The organism is Bradyrhizobium huanghuaihaiense (genome assembly GCF_007830635.1).
GTDB lineage: Bacteria > Pseudomonadota > Alphaproteobacteria > Rhizobiales > Xanthobacteraceae > Bradyrhizobium > Bradyrhizobium huanghuaihaiense.
In genome coordinates, this window is sequence record NZ_VLLA01000013.1 from 119,243 (window position 1) to 141,756 (window position 22,514).

Sequence of the window (22,514 nt, forward strand, 5' to 3'; positions counted from 1 at the left end):
GGGAGAGACCACCCCACCCCGCTCGCGCTTCGCGCGATCGACCCTCCCCCCCAGGGGAGGGTAAGAGCGGGGGCTTACAGCTCCACCACCACGTAATCGCTCTCGACCTTCACGGGAATCGTCTCGGCGACATACGGCCCCTTCACCACGCTTGCACCCGGCTCGACATGGGCCGGATAGGCCTTCACGCGGAAGCGGCGGGGATCGCAGTAGGACTGTCCAGTGCGGATATCGAATTCCCAACCGTGCCAGGGGCAGCGGATGATCTCACCTAACTTCGTGTATTCGATCTCGCCGGGATTGCTCGACTGCGCGAGACCGATCAGCGGGCCCTCGCACAATGCCGCGCCCTGATGCGGGCAGCGGTTCATCAGGCCGAAATATTCGCCCTTGATGTTGAAGATCGCGATCGGCCGTCCGTCGATCTCCAGGAATTTTCGCGTGCCCGGCGGAAGCTCGTCGACCGGCGCAATCACATGACGCGCCATCAATTTATTCCGTAGAGCTTCTTCGCATTGCCGAGATAGAACGCCTCGCGATTGGCTTCGCTGACGCCCGCCGGCAGCACGCGCGAGGGCTCGTCATAGTCCCAATGCGGATAGTCGGTCGCGAACAGCAGCCGGTCCCAGCCGATCCATTTGATGACGTCGAACAGGTCCTCGCGCCTTTCAGGATCTTCCATCGGCTGCGTCGTCCACCACACCTGCTCGCGGATATATTCGGACGGCGGCCGCTTCACATGCGGGACCTCGCTGCGCAGCCGCTGCCAGGCCTTGTCCAGCCGCCAAGCCAATGACGGCGCCCAGCCGAAGCCGGCCTCGATCATCACCATCTTCAGTTTCGGGAAGCGCTCGAACACGCCCTCCAGCACCAGGCTCGCCAGCGCCGATTGCTGGCACTGCGAGTGGCCGACCATCTCCTCGATGTAGTAACTCGGCCAGCCTGATGGCGTGATCGGATTGCCGCCGAAGCCGAAAGCGTGCACGCCGACGGGAAGACCCGCCTCTTCCGCGGCCTGATAGATCGGCCAGTAACGGCGCTGGCCAAGCGGCTCGACGTTACGACTGAGTAAGAGCACCTGTACAAAGTTCTTGTCGCCGGCGCGCTCGCGGATCTCGGCGGCGGCCGACAGCCCGTCCTCATTGCCGACGACGATGGACGCCTTCAGCCGCTTGTCCTTGCTGGTCCATTTGTCGATCTGCCAGTCGTTGATCGCCGAGCACAGCGCGGCCGAGAGTTCGTGATTGCGGATGCCCTGCCCGGTGTTGAGCGGATTGAGCACGCCAAGCTGCACATTGTTGGGATCGAGCAATTGCTTCTGCATGAAGGCGAGCGAGGAGCCCTGCGGGCCGCCCTCCGGCGGATAGGCATCGCGGCGGGAGGCATTGGGCTGCGCCTTCGGATAGGGCGGGCCTTCCATCATGCCCTGGTAGGCATGGACGCCGTAGATCTCGAGATGATGCTGCCAACGCTTGGCGAGGTAGGGATAGAGCTCTGTGCGGGTCGCGCGTGCCGGGTGGATGTCGCAGTCCGCGATCGCGGTTTTGACGGTCAGTGGGGAAGCGGCTTCTTGGTTCTCGCGGAACTGTATATTCATCGCCTTGCCTCCTTTGGCAGCGGGCTCACGTCAGGCGGGGATAGGTTGCATACGGATTGTCGATCATGATCTTGCGCACGAGATCGGGGGACAGACCTTCGGGCAGCGCGTCCTGGTCGTCGAACTGCCAGTGCGGATAGTCCGTGGAGAATAAGACCAATTCGTCCGACTGCATATGCTCAAACAGGCGAATTAATGTCTCGGGTTCCGGCGGCGCATCAAATGGCTGTAACGAGAAGCGGATGTTGCTGCGCACAAGTTCCAGCGGTGCGCGATCGACCCACGGCGTCTCCATCCGCACCCCGCGCCAGAACTTGTGCAGCCGCCAGAGATACGGCGCGATCCAGGAGACGCCGGACTCCAGCATCACCATTTTCAGCCGCGGATATTTGGCGAACACGCCTTCGACGATCAGGCTGGTGAGCTGAGCCTGGAACGCCTGGGCCTGACCGACATAATCCTCGATGTGATAGGAGCCCCATCCCACTGCGGTCGGCGGATTGTGATAGGCGGAACCGGCGTGTATGCCGATCGGCAGGTCGAGCCGTTCCGCGGCTTCATAGATCGGCCACAGCGCACGCTTGCCGAGCGGCGTGTCGCCCATGACAAGCATCAACACCTGCACGAAGCGACGATCTGGCGCACAGTGCTCGATCTCGGCGACGGCCTTCTCGACGCTCTGCGTGGGGATCACGATCGAGCCGCGCAGTCGTGAATCGCGATCGAGCCATTCCTTCACAAGCCAGTCGTTCAGTGCGCGGCAGAAGGCGGCCTGCATGTCCTCGGAAAACACCATCTGCACGCCATAGAGCGGATTGCAGATCGCATGCTTGAGCTGGAAGGGATCGAGCACATGGCGCTGCATGGCCTCGAGGCTCTCGCCCGGCTTGCCGCTTTCGGGCCGCCAATCGGGTCGCGCCGTGATCGGCGAACTCTTCGGATAGGATTGCGAGACGAGGTCGACCATGCCGCGCGTCGTCACCTGATCACGCCAATAGTCGTTCAGGTACGGCAGCAGGCTGGTCAGATGCGGCACGGCCGGATGCACGTCGCAATCGATGCCGCCGGCGATCAGGGACGCCATGACGTCTCCCTTCTCACGTTTCCTCGCATGTCTCTTCTGTACCCGCCATTCAAGCAGGCCTGCCCCTCGCCCGCAACTCGGCCAAGCCTGCTGTCATATGCTAGGAAGGCTGAGCTCGGTTGCGAAGGAATAAGGGGTCTTGGGGATGAAAGAGCTCATCGGCATTGCGGAACAGGTCGCGGCAAAACTGATCGCGCGCAAACAGACCATTGCGGTCGCGGAATCATCAGCCGGCGGGCTGATCGCGGCCAGCCTGCTCGCGGTGCCCGACGCCTCCGCGTACTTCCTCGGCGGCGCCGTGGTCTACACCCGCGATGCCAGGGGTGTGCTGATGGATATTTCGGACGAAGGAATGAAGGGCTTTCGCTCGTCCTCGGAGCCCTACGCGCAATTGCTGGCCGAGCGGATGCGCAGCCGCTTCAATTGCGATTGGGGCCTGTCCGAGACCGGCGCCGCCGGCCCCACCGGCAACCGCTACGGCGACGCCGCCGGCCACAGCTGCATGGCCGTCGCGGGGCCCACGTCGGAGGTGATGACGCTTGAGACGGCGAGCGGCGACCGGTTTGCGAACATGCAGGTGTTTGCGGCGACGGCGTTGAGGTTGTTGCTGAGGAATTTGGAGGGGTGAGTTGCTGTTAGCAGCGACCACACTTTCAGTACCGTCATCCTGAGGTGCTCCCCTTGCATCGCAAGGGGAGCCTCGAAGGACGACGGCCCGGCTGCATCTCGGCCGTTCATCCTTCGAGGCTCTCCACGCGGCGCATTGCGCCACGTGTTTCGCACCTCAGGATGACGGAGAGGCGTTATTGCTCGCGGCAACGACCGACGTCACCTTCCCAGATGCCGCATGAAAATCCGCACCACGTAGCCCTGCACCCTCGGCGCCTCGTCGTAGAGGTCCGACGCGATGCGCTCGATGGTCTCGCGCAGGGACAGGAACTGCGCCTGCCGCGCGCTGCTTTCGGTGCCCTGCATGCCCGCGAGTTCGTCCATCGCCGCGTCGGAGATCTGGCACTGCACGACCTCGCCATCGTCCAGCATGGTGAAGCGAAAGGCCAGCCGTTCCAGATCATGGCCAATGATCTTGTCGCGCAAAAGTGGCATCAAGTCGTCCCGGTCGAGCCCCGCGCCGGACAATGCTGAAAATCTGACGCGTTGTCACCACCCGCACTAAAGCGCGATGAGATTTGGATGAATCGTCATCGCGCTTTAGGTTGTTGTTTATGCATGATCTTTCCGGAAAACCGCTTCGCACTTTTCCGGACCATGCTTTAGGGGACATGGCGGTCATACGACGTGCGCCAACAGCGCGCTCGCGTCAGCCCGCCACGTTCCGACCTCAATAGACGAGCGCTGTTCCGGCCGGCTTGTCCAGTGCCGCAGCCAGCGATCGATATTCCTCACAGTCGGTCCCGCAGATGGATGCGATCCGACCGAGGTGATAGAGCGCTTGCTCGCGGTTGCCCCGCTCGAGCTGCCACAGTCCATAATATTGCCACGTCAGCACGTGGTTCGGATCTGCCTGCAAGGCGCGCTCGTACCAGACCTGCGACTGCTCGTAGTCGCCGAGCTTGCGGTAGGAGTAGCCGATGAGGTTGGCGACGTTCGGATGGTCGTCATGGCCGAGCGACTTCAACTGCGCGATCGCGGCCGCATAGTCGTTGTGCTCGTAGATGGTGTCATAGGCGACGCGGTAGCCGGCGGCGAAAGCAGGGTCGCCGATGCTGGACTGGTTGCCTTGCTTCTTGCCCTTTTGGGTTGCCCTGGTGCCCGGTCGCTTCGGATAGGTTGGTTGCGGCTTCTGATCCGAATAGGCGCCGGCATAGGGATCGGTCGAACTGATACTGCCACCGCCTCCTCCGCCGCCGCCTCCGCCCGCGGCGAACGCCGGCGAAATCCACAGCGTTGCCGCAAATGTGCCGAGTGTGACGAGCCTGATCATCCCAGTGAACATCTTCGTCTCCTGTCCTGCTTCAAGCGGCCCCGGACGAATTGATAACACTGCCTCGGCAGCGATATTCCGGGACTCCGCGCTCACGGAGACGTCAACGTTCGTACGACAGTTCTGTTGTCCTTCTACTGGAATGCCACTTCGGCAAAGCTTCTCAGCTTTCGCGAATGCAGGCGTTCGGATTCCTGCTGCTTGAGCCGCTCCAGCGCCTTCAGGCCGATCTCGAGATGCTGGCCGACGCGGCGGCGGTAAAATTCGCTGGCCATGCCCGCGAGCTTGATCTCGCCATGCAGCGGCTTGTCGGAGACGCACAGCAGCGTGCCGTAGGGCACGCGGAAGCGGTAACCGTTGGCGGCGATCGCGGCTGATTCCATGTCGAGCGCCACCGCGCGCGATTGCGACATGCGGCGGATCACCTCAGGGCCGGAGATCTCCCAGTTGCGGTTGTCGACGCTCGCGACGGTCCCCGTGCGCATCAGGCGCTTGAGCTCAAAGCCTTCGAGGCCGGTGACGTCCTCGACCGCGTCCTCAAGCGCGACCTGCATCTCCGCCAGTGCCGGAATCGGGACCCAGAGCGGCAGCTCGCGGTCCAGCACGTGATCCTCGCGCACATAGCCATGGGCCAGCACATAGTCGCCGAGCCGCTGCGTGTTGCGCAGACCCGCGCAATGGCCAAGCATCAGCCAGGCATGCGGGCGCAGCACGGCGACGTGGTCGGTGACGTTGCGCGCATTCGACGGGCCGGTGCCGATGTTGATCAGCGAGATGCCGCGATAGCCGGGTTCGACGAGGTGAAAAGCCGGCATCTGCGGCGTGCGCACGGGCGCGGTCCCCGTTGTCGCGCCGCCGCTCTGCGTGATCACGTTCCCTGGCGCGACGAAGGCTTCGAGGCCGGCTTCGCCCGACTGAAGCCGCTGCTGGCAGAGCTGCGCGAAGGCATCGACATAGAACTGGTAGTTGGTGAAGATCACGAAGTTCTGGAAATGCTCGGGGTCGGTTCCGGTGTAGTGATAGAGCCGGCGCAGCGAGTAGTCGACGCGGGCGGCCCGGAACAGGGACAGCGGCTCGGGCGCGCCCGGCTGCAGCACGAAAGTGCCGTCTGCGATGGCATCGTCCATGGTGGCGAGGTCAGGCACGTCGAACGCATCGCGCAGCGAGCGCGTGACGGGCGAGTTCTCGCTGGTGGTGATGGCGGCTTCGATGTTGATGTCGCGGCGATAGGCGAAGTGGATCGGGATCGGCTCGGCCGACTCGCCGATCTCCACGGGCACGCCATGGTTCTGGATCAACAGACCGATCTGCTCGGTCAGATAGGCGCGGAACAGATCCGGCCGCGTGACGCTGGTCTCGTGCACACCGGGGCCGGCAACGAAGCCGTAGGACAACCGGGAATCGAGCCGCGCATGTGTTGCGGTGGTGAGGCGTACGAAGGGATAGTAGGCCCGCACCCGCGTGGTGACGGCTTCGCCGCCGACATAGGCCTCGAACCGGTCGCGCAGGAATTTTGTGTTGCGCTCGTAGATCTCTTCGAGCCGGGCGACGGCAAGAGACGCGTCGGAGAAGGATTTGGTGGCGATGGAGGGTGGGGATTGCATGGTTCGACCGCCGGGCTGCTGTTGCAATCGCAGTATAGCAAACTGACAGCCAAGTCGTCATTGCGAGCGCAGCGAAGCAATCCAGAAATCTGTCCGCGGAGACAGTCTGGATTGCTTCGCTACGCTCGCAATGACGAGGAAAGACGACGCGCTTTCGCGCGTCACTTCTCGCGGAACGCCCGCATCAGCTGGTCGTGCAGCGGCTTCATCAGGTAGGACAGCATGGTGCGGTCGCCGGTCTGGACGAAGGCTTCCACGGGCATGCCGGGGATGATCTTGACGTCACCGAGGCGGGCGATCTCTTCCGGCGGCATTGAGACGCGGATGGTGTAGTAGCTCTGGCCGGTGCGCTGCTCGGTGGTGACGTCGGGCGAGACGCGGCTGACGACGCCGTTGAGCTCGGGCGTGGTGCGCTGGTTGAAGGCGGACAGGCGCAGCAGCGTCTTCTGGCCGATCTGGAGCTTGTCGATATCGACCGGATTGACCTTGGCCTCGACCTGGAGGTCGTCGGCCTGCGGCACGATCAGCATCAATGTGTCGCCGGCGGTGACGACGCCGCCGACGGTGTGCACCGTCGATTGCAGCACCATGCCGTCCTGCGGCGCGCGGATGTCGACGCGGCGAAGCTGGTCCTCGGCGGCGACCTTGCGCTCGATCAGCTCGCCGATCTTGTCGTTGGTCTCGCGCAGATCCTTGGAGACCTCGCTGACCATGTCCTTGTCGACCTGGATGATCTGGAGCTCGGTCTCGGTGATCTTGCCCTTGGCCTGCGCGCGCGAGGCGATGTATTGCGCGCGCTCGCCGTTGAGGCGGGCACTGTCGCGCTCGAGCTGGGTCAGTCGCGAGATCTGCACCAGACGCTTGTCGTAGAGATCGCGGACGCCGGTGAGCTCGTTCTGGACCAGCGCGATCTCCTTGTCCTTGGCCGTCTCCTGCGCGGACAGGCCCTCGATTTCCTCGTTGAGCTGCAGGACGCGCTCGCGGAGCTGCGCCTTCTGGCCGGCGCGGCCGTTGACGCGGACCTCGAACAGCTTGGTCTCGGCGGAGATCAGTGCCTTGACGTCGGGGTCGTTGCCGCGATCGAGCAGGGATTGCGGAAACTCGATCTTGTCCAGACCGCGCTGCTCGGCCTGGAGCCGGGCGGTGCGCGCCTGCGCGGCGTCGAGATTCTTGGTGACGATGGAGAGGTTCGCCCTGGTCACGGTGTCGTCGAGCCGCACCACGATGTCGCCGGCCTTGACCACGTCGCCATCGCGTGCGCGCAGCTCGCCGACCACGCCGCCGGTCGGGTGCTGCACCTTCTTGACGTTGGATTCGACCACGATCTGGCCCGGCGCGATCAGCGCGCCCGAGATCAGCACCGTCGATGCCCAGCCGCCGAGGCCGACGACGAGGACCAGCACGATGCCAAGGCCGAGCATCAGGTGAAACGTGATGGAATCACGCACGGTCTTCTTGGCGGGCTTCGCACCGCCGATCGCCACCGTGCTCATGATTTGGCCACTCCGCCTTCACTGACGACCTTGATCGGTGCCGGCGGCGTCACCCGCGGCTGGAGCACCTGGGCGAGCACCTGCTCCTTCGGGCCGAAGGCCTGCATGCGACCATCGCGCAGCACCAGGATCTGGTCGACCGCCTCGACGCCGATGGGGCGATGCGCCACCACGATGACGATGGCGCCGCGCTCGCGCGCCGAGCGGATGGCGCGGGTCAGCGCCTCGTCGCCTTCGGTATCGAGGTTGGAATTGGGCTCGTCGAGCACGATCAGGAACGGGCTGCCGTAGAGCGCGCGCGCCAGCGCCACGCGCTGCGCCTGGCCTGCGGAGAGCGCTGTGCCCTGCTCGCCGACCTGGGTGTTGTAGCCCTCGCGCATCTTGATGATCATCTCGTGCACGCCGGCCTCCTTCGCCGCGGCGATGATGCCGTCGGAGGTGGCCTCGGGATCGAACCGGCTGATGTTCTGCGCGATGGTGCCGCCGAACAGTTCGACGTCCTGCGGCAGATAGCCGATGTGGCGGCCGAGCACGTCGCTTGACCATTGGTCGAGCGCCGCGCCGTCGAGCCGCACCTTGCCGCGCACCGGCTGCCAGACGCCGACGAGCGCGCGGATCAGCGAGGATTTGCCGGAGCCGCTCGGCCCGATCACGCCGAGACCGTTGCCGGCGGCGAGCGCGAAGCTGACGTCCTGCACGATGAGGCGCTGGTCGCCCGGCGGCACCATGGCGACGCCCTCGACCGAGAGGCGGCTGGTCGGCGCCTGCAACTGGGTCGGCATCGTCTGCGCCGGCATCTGCTCCAGAAGGCGCGTGAGGCGCTGCCAGCTCTGTCGGGCCGCGACAAAGGACTTCCAGTGCGCGATGGCGAGATCGACCGGCGCCAGCGCGCGGGCGGAGAGGATCGAGCCGGCGATGATGATGCCCGCGGTCGCCTCCTGGTGGATGACGAGATAGGCGCCGACGGCGAGCACCGCCGATTGCAGCATCATGCGCAGCACTTTCGCGACCGCCCCTAAGCCGCCGGCGACGTCGCTCGCACGCTGATTGCCGGCGAGATATTTTTCGTTGGCCTCGCTCCAGCGCTGGTTCATCCGGCCGGTCATGCCCATCGCCACCATCACCTCGGCGTTGCGGCGGCTGGACTGGGCGAGATCGTTACGCTGCGCGGCAAGGCCCATCGCCTCTTTCGCCGGCTGGCGGGACATGAATTCGGTGACCAGCGTCAGGCCCACCAGGATGATGGCGCCGACCAGAGCGGTCACCCCGATCAGGACGTGGAAGGCGAAGCAGATGGCGAGGTAGAGCGGCAGCCAGGGCAGGTCGAAGAACGCGCTCGGGCCCATGCCGCCGAGGAAGGAGCGAACATTGTCGAGGTCGCGCAGCGGCTGCAGGCCCTCATTGCGGCTCCCGACCAGAAGCGGCAGGCGCACGATGGTGTCGAACACGCGCTTGTTGAGGGCATCATCGAGCGAGGTTCCGATCCGCCCCAGGATCCGGTTGCGGATCATGTCGAGCACGCCCTGCGCCATGTAGAGGAAGCTGGCGAGGATGATGAGGCCGACCAGCGTTGGAACGCTGCGGCTCGGCAGCACCCGGTCGTAGACCTCCAGCATGAAGATCGACCCGGTCAGATAGAGCAGGTTGATCACGCAGCTCATCAGGCCGACGCCGACGAACGCAGTGCGACAGGCGCGCAGCGCGTTAGCAAGCTCTGAACGGCGAACGCCGGGTACGGCTGCCATCAGTCTGATCTCTTTCGGGTATGGGGCAAGGCCCCTGATTTCAAAGGCAATTTCAGGAGTAATTGACCTGGATTAACATCGCGTTCTCGCCCCTTCGTCAACGCGGTTGATCAATCCAACCCCTGGTGGCCACATCTACTACCCCTGATGGCCCCGCGCGCAAGCCCGGATTCTCACAGGCTTGCGGCTTTTTCTTGCGGACCTGACGCCTTTCCCAAGACGGGGAGGCGCCAGGTTGACTTGCGGCGCTAGAGCCGCCCGCCGCCGCGCACCAGGCGGACAACCAGCAGCAGGATGATGGCGCCGATCGCGGAATAGATGATCTCCGAGACCAGCCCGACGCCAAGATGGATGCCGAGCTTCGGGAACAGGAAGCTGGCGACGAAGGCGCCGGCGATGCCGATCACGATGTCGCCGATGATGCCGAACCCGGCTCCCCGGACCACCTTGCCCGCAAGCCAGCCGGCGACCAGGCCGACGAACAGGATGACGATGAGGCTTTGGCCAGAAATGTACATAAGTTGAAGTCCCTCTCCGTGAACGGGCGCATGGAACCGGAACCGGGATGAATGGGGTCTGAATGGGTTCCGCGCAGGGACGCCTCGACAAAAAATGTCGAAAACAACCCCATGCACAGTAGAGACGGCCTTGCCATCGGCGCGCGGCGAACTGTGACAAGTCGATGTTGTCGTAGAGGAATTTTGATGAAGCGCGCGAACTGCTCTTAACCTCTACCCGCCTGCGGGGAGAGGTCGGATTGCATCGAAGATGCAATCCGGGTGAGGGGGTACAGGTCCCTCGACGATCTCCCGTGTGGAGAGAGGCCCCTCACCCCAACCCTCTCAGCGCGAGCGAAGCTCGTCGCGCCCCGCAAGAACGGGGCGAGGGAGCGCAGCGGCGCACGTGGCCAAACTCCGGCCTAAAGCGCTAGGTCGCCACCACCGGCTCCGCCAGCACGCACCGCGCGGCCCGGCCCGGTCCGACCTCGACATTCGCAGGCAATTGCTCGAGGCAACGCGGCTGCGCCACGGCGCAGCGGGGGGCGAAGGAGCAATTGTGGGGCTTCTCGGCCAGCGATGGCGGCGTGCCGGGGATGGTCTCGAGCCGCTGCCCCCGTCTCGCGCCATGAATGGTCGAGGCGAGCAGGCCCTTGGCATAGGGATGCACGGGGGTGCGGACGATGTCACGCAAGGCCCCCTGCTCGACGATCTGGCCGGCATACATCACCGCGACGCGGTCGCAGATCTCGATCGCAACACCGATATCGTGGGTGACGAAGATGACGGACATGCCGAACTCGCGCTGCAGCTCGCGCAGCAGCAGCAGGATCTGGATCTGCACGGTGGCATCGAGCGCCGTGGTCGGCTCGTCCGCGAGCAGGATCTTGGGACGGCACGCGAGCGCGAGTGCGATCATCGCACGCTGGCGCATGCCGCCGGACATCTCGTGCGGATAGGCATCGAGCCGTCGCTTTGCCGAGGGAATGCGCACGACCTCTAACATCTCCAGCGCTCTCGCGCGTCCCTCCGCGTAAGACTTGCCTTCGTGGCGCACGACGCTTTCGGCAATCTGCGCGCCGATGGTGTAGACCGGATCGAGCGCCAGCGCGGGCTCCTGGAAGATCATGGAGACGGTCTGGCCACGGAACGACGACAGCTGCTCGTCATTCATGGCGAGCACGTCGCGTCCCATGACGTTGACCGTGCCCGAAATCTGCGTGCGCTTCTTCGGCAACAGCCGCATCAGCGCACGCAGCGTCACGCTCTTGCCCGAACCGGATTCGCCGAGCAGGCCCAGCACCTCGCCGTCGCCGAGCGACAGGCTGAGATCATTCACGGCATAGACCGTGCGCTCGCCGGTGAAGCGGATGTTGAGGCCTGAGATCTCGACGAGCTTGGTCATGACGGCAGCTTGGGTATCCGGTCGTGATAGTCGGTGACGCGCTGGAAGGCGGCGCCGATGGTGAGCAGGGTCGCTTCATCGAAGGAACGGCCGATCAGCTGCATGCCGACCGGCAGGCCGCTTTTGGTGAAGCCCGAGGGCACGGTCAGCGACGGCAGGCCCAAAAAGTTCACCGGGCGGGTGAACAGCGTCAGCCGCTGCACCATGGCCGGCGCGTTCGGTCCGCCACCGACGTCGCTCTCCTCGATCGTCGGCGCCGGCACCGGGGACGCCGGTGCGATCACGGCGTCGATGCCCGCGGTCGCCGCATTGTGCGCGGCAAGCGCCGGGCCACGCCAGCGCATCGCCTCGAGATAAGTGATGGCGGGAACGGTGAGCCCGTTCTGGAGCCGCATCAGGACCTGCGCGCCATAATCCTGCGGACGCTCGATCATCCAGCGCTTGTGGAAGGCGGCGGCTTCCGCGGCGAGCACGAGCTGGCTGGCCGAGGACAATTGCCGCTGGTCGGGCAGCTCCACCTTGACGATGTCGGCACCTTCGCGCTTGAGCACCGCGATGGTCTCGTCGAGCACGCGCGCGACCTCGCTGTCGAGATCGTCGACGTAGAACGACGCGGGGACTCCGATCTTGAGTCCCTTCAGCGAGCCTTTCGTCGCGGCGACATAATCCGACAGCGGCTCGTGGCTGCAGGTCGGATCCTCGGGATCAGGGCCGGCCATCAAGGCCAGCAGCAGCGCGCAATCCTCGGCGGTCCGGGCGAGCGGGCCGACGGTGTCGAGCGATTGCGACAGCGGCATTGCACCGGCGCGGCTGACGCGGCTCCAGGTGGTTTTCAAACCCGTCACGCCGCAGAAATGCGCGGGCATGCGGATCGAGCCGCCGGTGTCGGAGCCGAGCGCCGCATAGGTCAGGCGCGCGGCGACCGCCGAGCCCGAGCCCGACGACGAGCCGCCGGTGATATGCGCGACGTTCCAGGGATTGCGCACCGGTCCGTAATGGGCGTTGTGCCCGGTCGGACCATAGGCGAACTCAGCAAGATGCAGCGTGCCGAGGCGGACCTGGCCGGCGTCCTTCAGCCGCTGCAGGGCGGTGGACGTCGTGGTCGCGACGAAGTCGCGACGGATCAGCGAGCCGCAGGTCGCGACGTGGCCGGCGTCGTAATACATGTCCTTGTGCGCGAGAGGCACGCCGTGCAGCGGACCGCGGCCATTGCCCTTGGCGAGCTCGGCATCGGCGGCCTCGGCCGCCTTCAGCGCGGCTTCCGCTTCGATCGACATGAAGGCGTTGAGATGCGGCTGCCACTGCGCGATGCGGTGCAGCATCGCGCGCGTCACCTCATGCGAGGACAGCTGCTTCATCGCGATCGCATGTGCGACCTCGGTGAGCGTCATCAAGGCAGGTTCAAGGCTCATTTCGACACCTTCTGCGTCTGCGCCACCACGTAGGACGCGGGCTCGAGGTCGAAGGGCAGCGTGCCGGCGATCGCGGCAAAGCCCTCGAATGCGGGCCCGATGGCGTTGGAGATTCGCGTTGCGATCTCATCGTCCACGGGAATGCCCGAGACTTGCGCGATCGGCTTGATCTCTTTTGGTGTCGGTCTTGTCATGCTGTTTCCCCTGCGGGCGCGCGGCTATGGCCTGAACCCGGGATCGCCATGTAGCACGCGGCCTCGTGGCCCATTGTATCGACGGCCGTGAGCTTTGGTGCGGCATTTGCGCAGAGCGGCTCCGCAAACGCGCAGCGGGTGTGAAAGCGGCAGCCCGAGGGCGGGTCGATCGGATTGGGGGGATCGCCCGTGATCGGCGGCTTCTCGGTGCGGCTGTCAGGATCGGAGGACGGCATCGCGGCGAGCAGTGCGCGCGTGTAGGGATGCGCAGGGCTGTCCCAGACCTGGTCGACCGGGCCGAGCTCGACGACCTCGCCGAGATACATCACCAGCACGCGATCGGAGATGTAGCGGACCACGTTGAGGTCGTGGCTGATGAACAGATAGGTCAGGCCGAACTCGCGCTTGAGATCGGCAAGCAGATTGAGCACCTGCGCCTCGACGGATTTGTCGAGTGCGGAGACGGCCTCGTCCAGGATCACCAACCGCGGCGACAGCGCCAGTGCGCGGGCGATGTTGACGCGCTGACGCTGACCGCCGGAAATCTCGTGCGGATAGCGGTTGGCGAAGTTTTCGGGGCGCAGGCCGACCTTGCCGAGCAGCTCGCGCGCCAGCGCGCGGGCCGCGCCGTCGGCCATGCCGTGGACTTTCGGGCCGAAGGCGATGGATTCCTCGATGGTCAGGCGCGGATTGAGCGAGGCATAAGAATCCTGGAACACCATCTGCATGCCGCGGCGCAGCTCGCGCAGCGACAAGGATCGGCCGACGGTCATGCCGTCATAGATGATGTCGCCTTCATCGCGCGGCATTAGATGCATCAGGAGCCGTGCGGTGGTGGACTTGCCGCAGCCGGACTCGCCGACGATGCCGACCGTCTCACCCTTGGCGACGGAGAAGGAGACATTGTCGACGGCACGCACGGTGCGCTTGGCGGCGAACAGCCCGCCGCGCACCGGAAAGTGCTTGGTCAGGCCGTTGACCTGGAGCAGCGGCTGCGCGACGCCGCCGCGGTCCTCGACCTGCTCCAGCATTTCGACAGATGTGTTGCTCTCGCTCATGGCCTAGTTCCTGATGTCCATGGCGCTGCGCAGGCCGTCCGAGAGGAGATTGAAGCAGATCGAGACCGCGAAGATCATCGCGCCCGGGAGTGCCGCGACCCAGGGATTGACGTAGATCGCAGTGCGCAAGGTGTTCAGCATCAGGCCCCATTCCGGCTCCGGCGGCTTTGTGCCGAGGCCGAGGAAGGACAGACCGGCCGCCAAAATCATCGAGACCGAGATCAGGCTGGTGGCATAGACGAAGATCGCGCCCAGCACGTTGCCGAGGATGTGCACGCGCATGATGGTGAAGGCGCCGGCGCCGGAGGCGCGCGCGGCCTCGACGAAGTCCATGTTGCGCACGCCTGTGGTGACGCTCTCGGCGACGCGGGTGATCTGCGGCACGAACACGATGGTGAGCGCCACGATGGAGTTGAGGATGCCGGCGCCGAGCGCGCCGGAGATCGCGATCGCCAGCAGCACGGACGGGAAGGCGTAGAACACGTCGACCGTGCGCATGATCGCGGTGTTGAGCTTGCCGCCGACATAGCCGGCAATGATGCCGAGCGAGGTGCCGATGCAGAAGGCCAGGATCACGGGCAGGATGCCGATGACCAGCGACAGCCGCCCGCCATAGATCAGCCGCGCCAGCATGTCGCGGCCGAGTTCGTCGGTGCCGAGCGGATAGCCGACCGTTCCGATATGGCGGAGGCGGCGGATCATCGAGCCCTTGTAGGGGTCTTCGAGGCCGAGCCACGGCGCGAGGATCGCGGAGAGGAAGATCAGCAGCAGCACCAGCGCGCAGGCCATGCTGACCTTGTCCCGCATGATGCGGCGGCCGACGGTCGCCCAATAGCCGCGCGCCTTGGTGGAGGGCGCGGCCTGCAGCGCGGCATCGGCGGTGGCGGTGGCGGACAACGGAAGCTCGCTCATTGGCTGGCTCCCAGAAGTTGGTACGATCGATGCGAGCCAAGGAAGCGGTGCACCTCTCCCGCTTGCGGGAGAGGTCGCGCCGAAGGCGCGGGTGAGGGCTTTCTCCTCTGGGGGGTTCTCGCTTGTGGAGAGACCCCCACCCAAACCCTCCCCCGCAAGCGGGAGAGGGAGCGGACCGCCTTCGCGGCTGCAGCTGGGCTCGTCTGGCGCGCACGATGCAAGCCGGGAAGGCAGTGCACCTCTCCCGCTTGCGGGAGAGGTCGGCGCAACGCGCCGGGTGAGGGTTTTCTCCTCTTGGGGGTTCTCGATTGCGGAGACACCCTCTCCCCGACCCTCCCCCGCAGGCGGGGGAGGGAACGCACCGTTTGCGTGGCGATTGCTGGGCTCATCCCGTCAGCCCCGCTTGATGCGCGGGTCGATCGCGGCCTGCGCGATGTCGACCAAGAGATTGAGGAAGACGAAGAACAGCGCCAGGATCAGGATCGTGCCCTGCAGCAGCGGCAGGTCGCGCTGGAAGATCGCGGAGTTGAGCAGGAAGCCTGAGCCCGGCCAGGAGAACACAGTCTCGATCAGGATCGAGCCGCCGAGCATGTAACCCAACTGGAGCCCCATCACCGCGAGCGCGGTGGGCGCGGCGTTCTTGATGACGTGGCGGAACACGCCGGTTTCGCGCAGGCCTTTTGCGCGCAAGGCTTCGACGAAATCCTGGCTGAGGATATCACCGGTGAGCGCGCGCACCGTGCGGGTGACGATGCCCATGGGAATCACCGAGGTCGTGATCGCCGGCAGCACGAGATATTTCAGGTGCGCCCAGTCCCAGGCCCAGGAGTTGGAACCGCTGGGGCCGGCGCCGACCGCGGGCAACCAGTTCAGCTGGACCGAGAAGATGATGACGAGCAGCATGCCGAGCCAGTAGTGCGGCACCGAGACGCCGGCGATGGCAAAGGAGGTCGCGACCTTATCGATCCAGGTCTCGCGGAAATAGCCGGCGATCAGGCCGAGCAGGATGCCCATGGTGAAGCCGATGATGGCGGCCGCGATCGCGAGCGTGACGGTGTTGCCGACCGCGCGCATGACTTCGGCGAGCACCGGGCGTCCCGTTGCGATGGAGTTGCCGAGATCGCCATGCAGGGCACGCAGCAGCCAAAGCCCGAACTGCACCGGCAGCGGCCGGTCGAAGCCATAGGCGGCGCGCAGCTGCGCCGCGAGCTCCTGCGACGCATCGGCCGGCAGCACGGCAACGAGCGGATCGCCCGGCGTGATGTGCACGAGCAGGAAGCACACCAGCGCCACGCTGATGACGATCGGGACGACATAGACAATGCGTCTGGCGGTATAGGCGAGCACGTTGTTTCTTTTTCTTCCCTTCTCCCCTTGTGGGAGAAGGTGGCGCGAAGCGCCGGATGAGGGGTTCTGTCCGCGGAGATTATTGCATCGATGGAGGGGTCAGCTCCCGCGGAGAGAGACCCCTCACCCGGCTTCGCTAAAGCGAAGCCACCCTCTCCCACAAGGGGAGAGGGTGCACCGAGTACGTTGCTAGTGCCTCACTAATTCACCGACACCAGCGAGAAGTCGATGAACCAGCTCTTCGGCTGCACGACGCCTGTGACCTTCGGGCTCATCGCACGCGGGCCGACGTCGTGGGCGACGTAGAGGAAGGCGGCGTCATCGACGGAGGCCGCGTGCAACTCGGCGAGCGCGGCGTCGCGTGCGGCCGGGTCAAACGTCTGGCGCGCCTTCTTCACCAGCTCGTCGAACTTGGGATCGTTGATGAAGCCCCAATTGTTCGAGACCGGCGGCGCCATGCTCGATTGCAGGAAGCGCACCAGCGCGAAGAACGGGTCCATCGCCGCATAGGTGACGTTGGTCGCGTTCGAGCCGTTGGCCGAGGGGTCCTTGGCGCCGCGGCGCCAGTTGGTGAACAGCGTGTTCCACTCGATGACGTCGAGCTTCACGTCGAAATAGCATTCGGCGAGCGCCTGCTGGAGATATTCGTTCATCGGCAGCGGTTGCATCTGGCCCGAGCCCGACGCCGAAGTCTGGATCTTGACCGCCAGCTTCTTGTTCGGACCGAAGCCCGCTTCCTGCATCAGCTTCTGCGCAGCTGCCTTGTCGTACTTGATCTCGAAGCTCGGCTTGCCGCGCCAGGGATGGCCGGGCTCGAAAGTGCCGGACGCCGGCACCATCAGCCCGGCAAGCAGGCCGTCCTTGAGGCCTTCGCGATCGACGCAGAGGTTCGCCGCCTTGCGCACGCGGATGTCGTTCCAGGGCGAGCCCTCGACGCGCGAGAACTGCCACGGCCAGACATGCGGCTGCTCGTTGGCGTAGAGCTTGAAGCCACGCTGCTTGAGCTCGGGCAGCGCATCCGGGGCCGGCGCCTCGACCCAATCGACCTGCCCGGACAGCAGCGCCGCGGTGCGCGCATTCGCTTCCGGCATCGGCAGGAGCACCATCTTGTCGACCTTGGGCACGCGATCCTTGTTCCAGTAGCTCGCGTTCTTGACCAGCTCGAGCCGTTCGCGCGGGGTGAAGCTCGCCATCTTCCAGGGGCCGGTGCCCGCGGCGTCCTTGGCGAACGCGGTCCAGGCGGCCTGCGACTTTGCCTTGGCATCGGCGCCTTCGGCCTTGTCGTAGAAATGCTGCCACTTCGCCGGGCTCGCCATGAACAGGTTGGTGAGGTTGATCGGCAGGAAGCTGTCGGGCTCCTTGGTGGTGAGCTCGACCGTCATGTCGTCGATCTTCTTCGCGGAGGCCAGCGTCGGCATGCGCGAGGCCGTGACGCCGACCTGGCTGGCGTCGAATTGCGGCGCGTCCTGCTTCAGCACCTTCTCGACATTCCACACCACGGCGTCGGCATTGAACGGCGAGCCGTCATGGAAGGTCACGCCGGGACGCAGCTTGAAGGTCCATTTGGTCTTGTCGGCATCGTCGACCTTCCACTCGGTGGCAAGGCCCTGGATCACCACGCTCGGCTTGTCGGCAGAGGACAGATCCCAGCCGGTCAGCGCGTCATACATGGTGAGGCCGGTGAAGCGATTGCCTTCAAATCCCTGATCGGGCTGGCCAAGGGTGCGCGGAATATCGGCAGCAGTCATGCCGATGCGCAGCACCGTTTCCGCAGCGACCACGCGCGGCCATGCGGCCGCGCTGCCGAGCGCCAAGAGCGCGATCAGCGCCGCCCGTGTCTTCTTGTTCTTGATAAGCATCGCCTCGATCCTTCTTCGGCTTTCGATGATTAATTTTGATGCAATCGTATGCAATGGCTATGCCAAGGAGAAACTTATTCTGCAAATTGCTCCTGCGACGACAAGTCCTTGTGATAACGCACGGGCGAAACCGGCGCGCTGCCTATTCTGGCATCAAGATTGCAAGTTTGGCCCCAGATCCTCCCTGGAGCTTTGGGCCATGCGTATTCGTCTATCGACCTGTCTCGCCGTGCTTGCGCTGGCAGTTTCCGTAATCTCGGCGCGCGCCGAAACGGTGGTGCGCTACGGCATCTCGATGGCGGACATTCCGCTGACGACGGGCCAGCCCGATCGCGGCGCCGGCGCCTATCAGTTCACCGCCTACACGATCTACGATCCGCTGGTGGCCTGGGAGATGGACGTCGCCGACCGCCCCGGCAAGCTGGTGCCGGGCCTCGCCACCGAATGGAAGGTGGACGATGCCGACAAGACCAAATGGCGCTTCACCCTTCGCAAGGGCGTGAAGTTTCACGACGGCAGCGAGTTCAACGCCGACGCAGTGATCTGGAATCTGGACAAGGTGCTCAACGACAAGGCGCCGCAATTCGACAAGCGGCAGAGCGCGCAGGTGAAGACCCGCCTGCCCTCCGTCGCCAGCTACGCCAGGATCGACGACTTCACGGTGGAGATCACCACCAAGACGGTGGATTCCTTCTTCCCCTATCAGATGCTGTGGTTCCTGGTGTCGAGCCCGGCGCAGTATGAAAAGCTCGGCAAGGACTGGGACAAGTTCGCCAGCCAGCCCTCCGGCACCGGCCCGTTCAAGCTGACGAAACTCGTGCCGCGCGAGCTCGCCGAGCTCAGCAAGAATCCGGACTACTGGAACAAGAAGCGCATTCCCAAGGTCGACAAGATCGTGCTGGTGCCGATGCCGGAAGCGCTGACGCGCACCAACGCGCTGCTCGCCGGACAAGTCGACCTGATCGAGACGCCGGCGCCGGATGCCGTGCCACAGCTCAAGGCGGCCGGCATGAAGCTGGTCGACAACGTCACGCCGCATGTCTGGAACTATCACCTCAGCGTGCTGCCGGGCTCGCCCTGGACCGACATTCGCCTGCGCAAGGCGCTGAACCTCGCGATCAACCGTGACGAAGTCGTCGGACTGATGAACGGCCTCGCCAAGCCCGCCAAGGGCCAGGTCGACCCGTCGAGCCCGTGGTTCGGCAAGCCGACCTTCGAGCTGAAATATGATCTGGCTGCAGCGAAGAAGCTGGTGGAGGAAGCCGGCTATTCCAAAGCAAAGCCGCTGAAGACGACGTTCATCATCGCGCAGGGCGGCACCGGCCAGATGCTGTCGCTGCCGATGAACGAGTTCCTGCAGCAGAGCTTCAAGGAGATCGGCATCGACATCGACTTCAAGGTCGTCGAGCTCGAGACGCTCTACACGCATTGGCGCAAGGGCGCAGCGGACGAGATGAACGCCGGCATCACCGCCAACAACATCGCCTATGTCACCTCGGACCCGCTCTACGCCATCGTCCGCTTCTTCCACTCCGGCCAGATCGCGCCGGTCGGCGTCAACTGGGGCGGCTACAAGAATCCGAAGGTGGACGCACTGATCGACGAGGCCAAGCAGACCTTCGACAGCGCCAAGCAGGATGAGCTGCTCGCCCAGGCGCATGCGCTGATCGTGGACGATGCCGTGCTGGTCTGGGTCGTCCACGACACCAACCCGCATGCGCTGTCGCCGAAGATCAAGCAGTTCGTGCAGGCCCAGCACTGGTTCCAGGACCTGACGACGATCGGGGTGGAGTGAGGGGGCGGAAAACACCGCTGTCGTAGGGTGGGCAAAGCGCAAGCGTGCCCACCAGAAAGAAGACGTGGGCACGGCGCTACGCGCCTTTGCCCACCCTACGGGAGTTGATGACGGCGTCGCAGATTAGACTCACACTGGCGCATCAAACTCAACCGTCGTCCCGGGCAAGCGCAGCGCAGACCCGGGACCCATAACCACAGGGAGTGGTTTGGCGAAGGCTCGGAGTTACCAGCCCACCCCATAACCGCTCCCTGTGGTTATGGGTCCCCGCGTTCGCGGGGACGACAGCTGTGGTGTGGCCGCCTTCAAACCACACCCGCCGCCCCCTACTTCGTCAGCAGCGCGTACGCCCCGGTCCAGTCCTCCGGCGGTGGATTGAGCTGGAAATCCTTGATCCTCGCCTCGTAGAGATTGAACAGCTTTTCCAGCGTGTCGGCGTCTTCGCTGCGGCGGCCACGCTCGATCGCGTTCATCGCGCCCTGCCAGTCGCGGTTGCGGTAGCAGCCAAGCATCTCGATGGTGATGTTGCGCAGGCGCTGGAAGGCGCCCGAATGCATCACGTCCTCACGGCCGGCGATGGCGTAGATCACTTCCGGCTCGGTCTTGCCCTTGACCATGATGAAGTCGAGCTCGAGGATCGCGAACTTGTCCTTGGCGGCGAGCGCCGTCCTGGAGCCGACGATGATCGGGAAGCCGTATTCCTTGGTCTGACCTTCGAGGCGCGAGGCGAGGTTCACGCTGTCGCCGAGCACCGAATAGTTCTTCTTGAGGTCGGAGCCCATGTTGCCGACCACGCCGATGCCGGTGTTGAGGCCGATGCCGACGTTGAGCGGGATGTAGACATGGCCGCCGTCGGCGGCTTCCTGCTCGCGCTCCTTGTTGACCGCATCGATCTGCTCGAGCATCTGGATCGCGGCTTCGCAGGCGTTGACCTGGTGCTCGGCATCGTCGAGCGGCGCATTCCAGAACGCCATGATGGCGTCGCCCATGTATTTGTCGATGTAGCCCTTCCGCTCGATGATGACGTCGGTCAGCGGCGTCAGGAAGCGGTTCATCAGCGCGATCAGCCCCTGCGGATCGTGCTTGTAGCTTTCCGAGATCGTGGTGAAGCCGCGCACGTCGGAGAACATGATCGTCATCTCGCGCTCCTCGCCGCCGAGCACCAGCTTTTCCGGCGACTGCGCCAGCTGTTCGACCAGCACCGGCGACATGTATTGCGCGAACATGCCGCGGATCTGCACGCGCTGGCGCTGCTCGCGCACGAAGCTGCCGAAGATCAGGGTCAGGTAGATCGCGGTGGTCGAGAGCAGCGGATAAGTGAAGTCGATGAGCTGGCGGTTCTGCGCGTAGAAGAACCAGGACGTACCGACCAGGATCGCGGCGAACATCGCACCGGCAAGCACCAAGCGGACGGGGCCGAGATTCGGCGTGAAGATGATGACGAGCAGGCCGATGACCAGCGCAGCGATCAGCTCGATACCGAGCGCATAGTTCGGCTGCGAGATCATCGCGCCGGTGAGCACGCTCTCCAGCACCTGGGCGTGGATCTCGACACCCGGCATGGCCCGGGATACCGGCGTGGTCTTGATGTCGTTCAGGCCGACCGCGGAGGTGCCGATCAGCACGAGCTTGCCGGCGATCTTGCTCGGCGACACCGTGTTGTCGAGCACGTCGGCGGCCGAGACGTAGATCGAGGGATCATAGCGGGCGTAGTGCACCCAGAGCTGGCCGTTCCTGTCGGTCGGGATCTCGACGCCCTTGAGGCGGATGGCCCGCACGCCGGACTTGTCGGTCCGGACCAGCAGCGTCGGCGTGCTGGTGATCACCCGCAGGATCTCCAGGCTGAGCGAGGGCATGATGTTGCCCTGGGCGCGCATCACCATCGGCACGCGACGGATCAGGCCGTCGCGCTCGGTCCTGATCGTGAACAGGCCGCGACCGGCGGCGACCTTCTCGATCACGGGCACGTTGCGCAACAGGCCGGGGAACTCGAACAGAAACTTCTCGGCATTCTCCTCGCCGACCGTCGCCACCCCCGTGAAGGGAAGCGTCTTGTCGATCTCCGACGTGATCACCGACTGTCCGGTCTCGCCCAGCACCACGCGCGAGCGCTTGATCGCTTCCGAGAGGATCTGGTCGTTGCTCGGCAGCTCGCTCAGCCTGGTGCGGGTGGCGTCGTCCAGATAGCGCATCTGGCCGGCGACCAGATCCGGATTGAGCCGGTCGGGCTCCGAAAACACCACGTCGAAGCCGATCGCGACCGCGCCGTTATTGGTGAGGTTGATGATCATGTCCGCGATCCGCGTCCGTGACCACGGCCATTGGCCAAACTTGGCGAGACTCTTGTCGTCGATGTCGACGATGGTGACCGGCCGTATCGTCTTGTGGCGCGGATCGATCAGCTGGAACATGTCGAAGGTGCGCAGCCGCAATTCCTGGATCGGCGGCGGGTCCCAGAGGCGGGCGCCGGCGAACGCGACCAGCAGCGCAAGGCACATCAGCCGCGCAAAGCCGAGCTTTTGCGCAAACCACCGCCGCAGGATCTTGAGACGTCTCATGCTGGTCGAGTT

At 64.8% G+C, this 22,514-nt stretch carries 19 protein-coding genes; 2 read left to right on the forward strand and 17 right to left on the reverse strand.

What is annotated here, in order from left to right:
- Positions 1-74: 74 nt before the first annotated feature.
- The 3 genes from IQ16_RS24975 to IQ16_RS24985 are packed head-to-tail and all read right to left on the reverse strand — an operon-like array spanning position 75 to position 2,681.
- Positions 75-488, reverse strand: a complete 414-nt coding sequence (locus tag IQ16_RS24975) for a Rieske (2Fe-2S) protein (RefSeq protein WP_018643366.1) — start codon at positions 486-488, stop codon at positions 75-77.
- Positions 488-1,597 (reverse strand): amidohydrolase family protein, encoded by a 1,110-nt coding sequence (locus tag IQ16_RS24980; protein ID WP_018643367.1) that lies wholly within the window; start codon positions 1,595-1,597, stop codon positions 488-490. Before IQ16_RS24980 ends, IQ16_RS24975 begins: the two co-directional genes overlap by 1 nt.
- Positions 1,598-1,622: 25 nt before the next feature.
- Positions 1,623-2,681 (reverse strand): amidohydrolase family protein, encoded by a 1,059-nt coding sequence (locus tag IQ16_RS24985; RefSeq protein ID WP_018643368.1) that lies wholly within the window; start codon positions 2,679-2,681, stop codon positions 1,623-1,625.
- Positions 2,682-2,826: 145 nt separating this feature from the next.
- On the opposite strand from IQ16_RS24985, the gene IQ16_RS24990 reads away from it, so the two are divergent.
- Positions 2,827-3,309, forward strand: a complete 483-nt coding sequence (locus IQ16_RS24990; protein WP_018643369.1) for a CinA family protein — start codon at positions 2,827-2,829, stop codon at positions 3,307-3,309.
- Between the two features lie 200 nt (positions 3,310-3,509).
- Here IQ16_RS24990 and IQ16_RS24995 read toward each other — a convergent pair whose 3' ends face one another.
- The 13 genes from IQ16_RS24995 to IQ16_RS25055 form a co-directional block, all read right to left on the reverse strand.
- Complete coding sequence (locus tag IQ16_RS24995) at positions 3,510-3,785, reverse strand: DUF1488 family protein (protein ID WP_020607898.1); 276 nt, start codon at positions 3,783-3,785, stop codon at positions 3,510-3,512.
- Positions 3,786-4,020: 235 nt separating this feature from the next.
- The gene (locus tag IQ16_RS25000) at positions 4,021-4,635 is read right to left on the reverse strand and encodes a tetratricopeptide repeat protein (protein WP_018643371.1); all 615 of its coding nucleotides are present in this window, start codon (positions 4,633-4,635) and stop codon (positions 4,021-4,023) included.
- A gap of 122 nt (positions 4,636-4,757) precedes the next feature.
- Positions 4,758-6,227, reverse strand: coding sequence for an AMP nucleosidase (locus IQ16_RS25005; protein WP_018643372.1), 1,470 nt, complete (start codon positions 6,225-6,227; stop codon positions 4,758-4,760).
- A 161-nt stretch (positions 6,228-6,388) separates the two neighbouring features.
- Positions 6,389-7,720 (reverse strand): HlyD family type I secretion periplasmic adaptor subunit, encoded by a 1,332-nt coding sequence (locus IQ16_RS25010; protein WP_018643373.1) that lies wholly within the window; start codon positions 7,718-7,720, stop codon positions 6,389-6,391.
- Entirely contained in the window at positions 7,717-9,465 is a 1,749-nt protein-coding gene (locus IQ16_RS25015; protein WP_018643374.1) for a type I secretion system permease/ATPase, read from the reverse strand. Before IQ16_RS25015 ends, IQ16_RS25010 begins: the two co-directional genes overlap by 4 nt.
- Positions 9,466-9,713: 248 nt before the next feature.
- On the reverse strand, positions 9,714-9,983 hold the full coding sequence (locus IQ16_RS25020) for a GlsB/YeaQ/YmgE family stress response membrane protein (protein WP_018643375.1): 270 nt from the start codon (positions 9,981-9,983) through the stop codon (positions 9,714-9,716).
- A gap of 409 nt (positions 9,984-10,392) precedes the next feature.
- Positions 10,393-11,367 (reverse strand): ABC transporter ATP-binding protein, encoded by a 975-nt coding sequence (locus tag IQ16_RS25025; RefSeq protein WP_018643376.1) that lies wholly within the window; start codon positions 11,365-11,367, stop codon positions 10,393-10,395.
- Positions 11,364-12,779, reverse strand: coding sequence for an Asp-tRNA(Asn)/Glu-tRNA(Gln) amidotransferase GatCAB subunit A (locus IQ16_RS25030; protein WP_018643377.1), 1,416 nt, complete (start codon positions 12,777-12,779; stop codon positions 11,364-11,366). The genes IQ16_RS25025 and IQ16_RS25030 overlap by 4 nt, the downstream gene beginning before the upstream one ends.
- On the reverse strand, positions 12,776-12,973 hold the full coding sequence (locus IQ16_RS25035) for a hypothetical protein (RefSeq protein ID WP_018643378.1): 198 nt from the start codon (positions 12,971-12,973) through the stop codon (positions 12,776-12,778). The genes IQ16_RS25030 and IQ16_RS25035 overlap by 4 nt, the downstream gene beginning before the upstream one ends.
- Positions 12,970-14,031 carry an ABC transporter ATP-binding protein gene (locus tag IQ16_RS25040; protein WP_018643379.1) on the reverse strand — a complete coding sequence of 354 codons (1,062 nt, stop codon included), beginning with the start codon at positions 14,029-14,031 and terminating at the stop codon, positions 12,970-12,972. The genes IQ16_RS25035 and IQ16_RS25040 overlap by 4 nt, the downstream gene beginning before the upstream one ends.
- Before the next feature lie 3 nt (positions 14,032-14,034).
- Positions 14,035-14,943 (reverse strand): ABC transporter permease, encoded by a 909-nt coding sequence (locus tag IQ16_RS25045; protein WP_018643380.1) that lies wholly within the window; start codon positions 14,941-14,943, stop codon positions 14,035-14,037.
- A 393-nt stretch (positions 14,944-15,336) separates the two neighbouring features.
- Positions 15,337-16,290, reverse strand: a complete 954-nt coding sequence (locus IQ16_RS25050) for an ABC transporter permease (protein ID WP_018643381.1) — start codon at positions 16,288-16,290, stop codon at positions 15,337-15,339.
- A 200-nt stretch (positions 16,291-16,490) separates the two neighbouring features.
- Positions 16,491-18,149 carry an ABC transporter substrate-binding protein gene (locus IQ16_RS25055; RefSeq protein WP_018643382.1) on the reverse strand — a complete coding sequence of 553 codons (1,659 nt, stop codon included), beginning with the start codon at positions 18,147-18,149 and terminating at the stop codon, positions 16,491-16,493.
- A gap of 199 nt (positions 18,150-18,348) precedes the next feature.
- Between IQ16_RS25055 and IQ16_RS25060 the strand changes: the two genes are divergently transcribed.
- Positions 18,349-19,944 (forward strand): ABC transporter substrate-binding protein, encoded by a 1,596-nt coding sequence (locus IQ16_RS25060; RefSeq protein ID WP_018643383.1) that lies wholly within the window; start codon positions 18,349-18,351, stop codon positions 19,942-19,944.
- A 326-nt stretch (positions 19,945-20,270) separates the two neighbouring features.
- On the opposite strand, the gene IQ16_RS25065 is transcribed toward IQ16_RS25060, so the two are convergent.
- Complete coding sequence (locus tag IQ16_RS25065) at positions 20,271-22,502, reverse strand: CHASE2 domain-containing protein (RefSeq protein WP_018643384.1); 2,232 nt, start codon at positions 22,500-22,502, stop codon at positions 20,271-20,273.
- Between the last annotated feature and the right edge of the window lie 12 nt (positions 22,503-22,514).

Excerpts from the sequence above, each read along its gene's own strand:
- IQ16_RS25055 (WP_018643382.1), bottom strand. The coding sequence starts at position 18,149 with ATGCTTATCAAGAACAAGAAGACACGGGCGGCGCTGATCGCGCTCTTG.
- IQ16_RS25040 (WP_018643379.1), bottom strand. The coding sequence starts at position 14,031 with ATGAGCGAGAGCAACACATCTGTCGAAATGCTGGAGCAGGTCGAGGAC.
- IQ16_RS25000 (WP_018643371.1), bottom strand. The coding sequence starts at position 4,635 with ATGTTCACTGGGATGATCAGGCTCGTCACACTCGGCACATTTGCGGCA.
- IQ16_RS24990 (WP_018643369.1), top strand. The coding sequence starts at position 2,827 with ATGAAAGAGCTCATCGGCATTGCGGAACAGGTCGCGGCAAAACTGATC.
- IQ16_RS25005 (WP_018643372.1), bottom strand. The coding sequence starts at position 6,227 with ATGCAATCCCCACCCTCCATCGCCACCAAATCCTTCTCCGACGCGTCT.
- IQ16_RS25020 (WP_018643375.1), bottom strand. The coding sequence starts at position 9,983 with ATGTACATTTCTGGCCAAAGCCTCATCGTCATCCTGTTCGTCGGCCTG.
- IQ16_RS25065 (WP_018643384.1), bottom strand. The coding sequence starts at position 22,502 with ATGAGACGTCTCAAGATCCTGCGGCGGTGGTTTGCGCAAAAGCTCGGC.
- IQ16_RS25045 (WP_018643380.1), bottom strand. The coding sequence starts at position 14,943 with ATGAGCGAGCTTCCGTTGTCCGCCACCGCCACCGCCGATGCCGCGCTG.
- IQ16_RS25035 (WP_018643378.1), bottom strand. The coding sequence starts at position 12,973 with ATGACAAGACCGACACCAAAAGAGATCAAGCCGATCGCGCAAGTCTCG.
- IQ16_RS24985 (WP_018643368.1), bottom strand. The coding sequence starts at position 2,681 with ATGGCGTCCCTGATCGCCGGCGGCATCGATTGCGACGTGCATCCGGCC.
- IQ16_RS25010 (WP_018643373.1), bottom strand. The coding sequence starts at position 7,720 with ATGAGCACGGTGGCGATCGGCGGTGCGAAGCCCGCCAAGAAGACCGTG.
- IQ16_RS24975 (WP_018643366.1), bottom strand. The coding sequence starts at position 488 with ATGGCGCGTCATGTGATTGCGCCGGTCGACGAGCTTCCGCCGGGCACG.
- IQ16_RS24980 (WP_018643367.1), bottom strand. The coding sequence starts at position 1,597 with ATGAATATACAGTTCCGCGAGAACCAAGAAGCCGCTTCCCCACTGACC.
- IQ16_RS25030 (WP_018643377.1), bottom strand. The coding sequence starts at position 12,779 with ATGAGCCTTGAACCTGCCTTGATGACGCTCACCGAGGTCGCACATGCG.
- IQ16_RS25060 (WP_018643383.1), top strand. The coding sequence starts at position 18,349 with ATGCGTATTCGTCTATCGACCTGTCTCGCCGTGCTTGCGCTGGCAGTT.
- IQ16_RS24995 (WP_020607898.1), bottom strand. The coding sequence starts at position 3,785 with ATGCCACTTTTGCGCGACAAGATCATTGGCCATGATCTGGAACGGCTG.
- IQ16_RS25025 (WP_018643376.1), bottom strand. The coding sequence starts at position 11,367 with ATGACCAAGCTCGTCGAGATCTCAGGCCTCAACATCCGCTTCACCGGC.
- IQ16_RS25015 (WP_018643374.1), bottom strand. The coding sequence starts at position 9,465 with ATGGCAGCCGTACCCGGCGTTCGCCGTTCAGAGCTTGCTAACGCGCTG.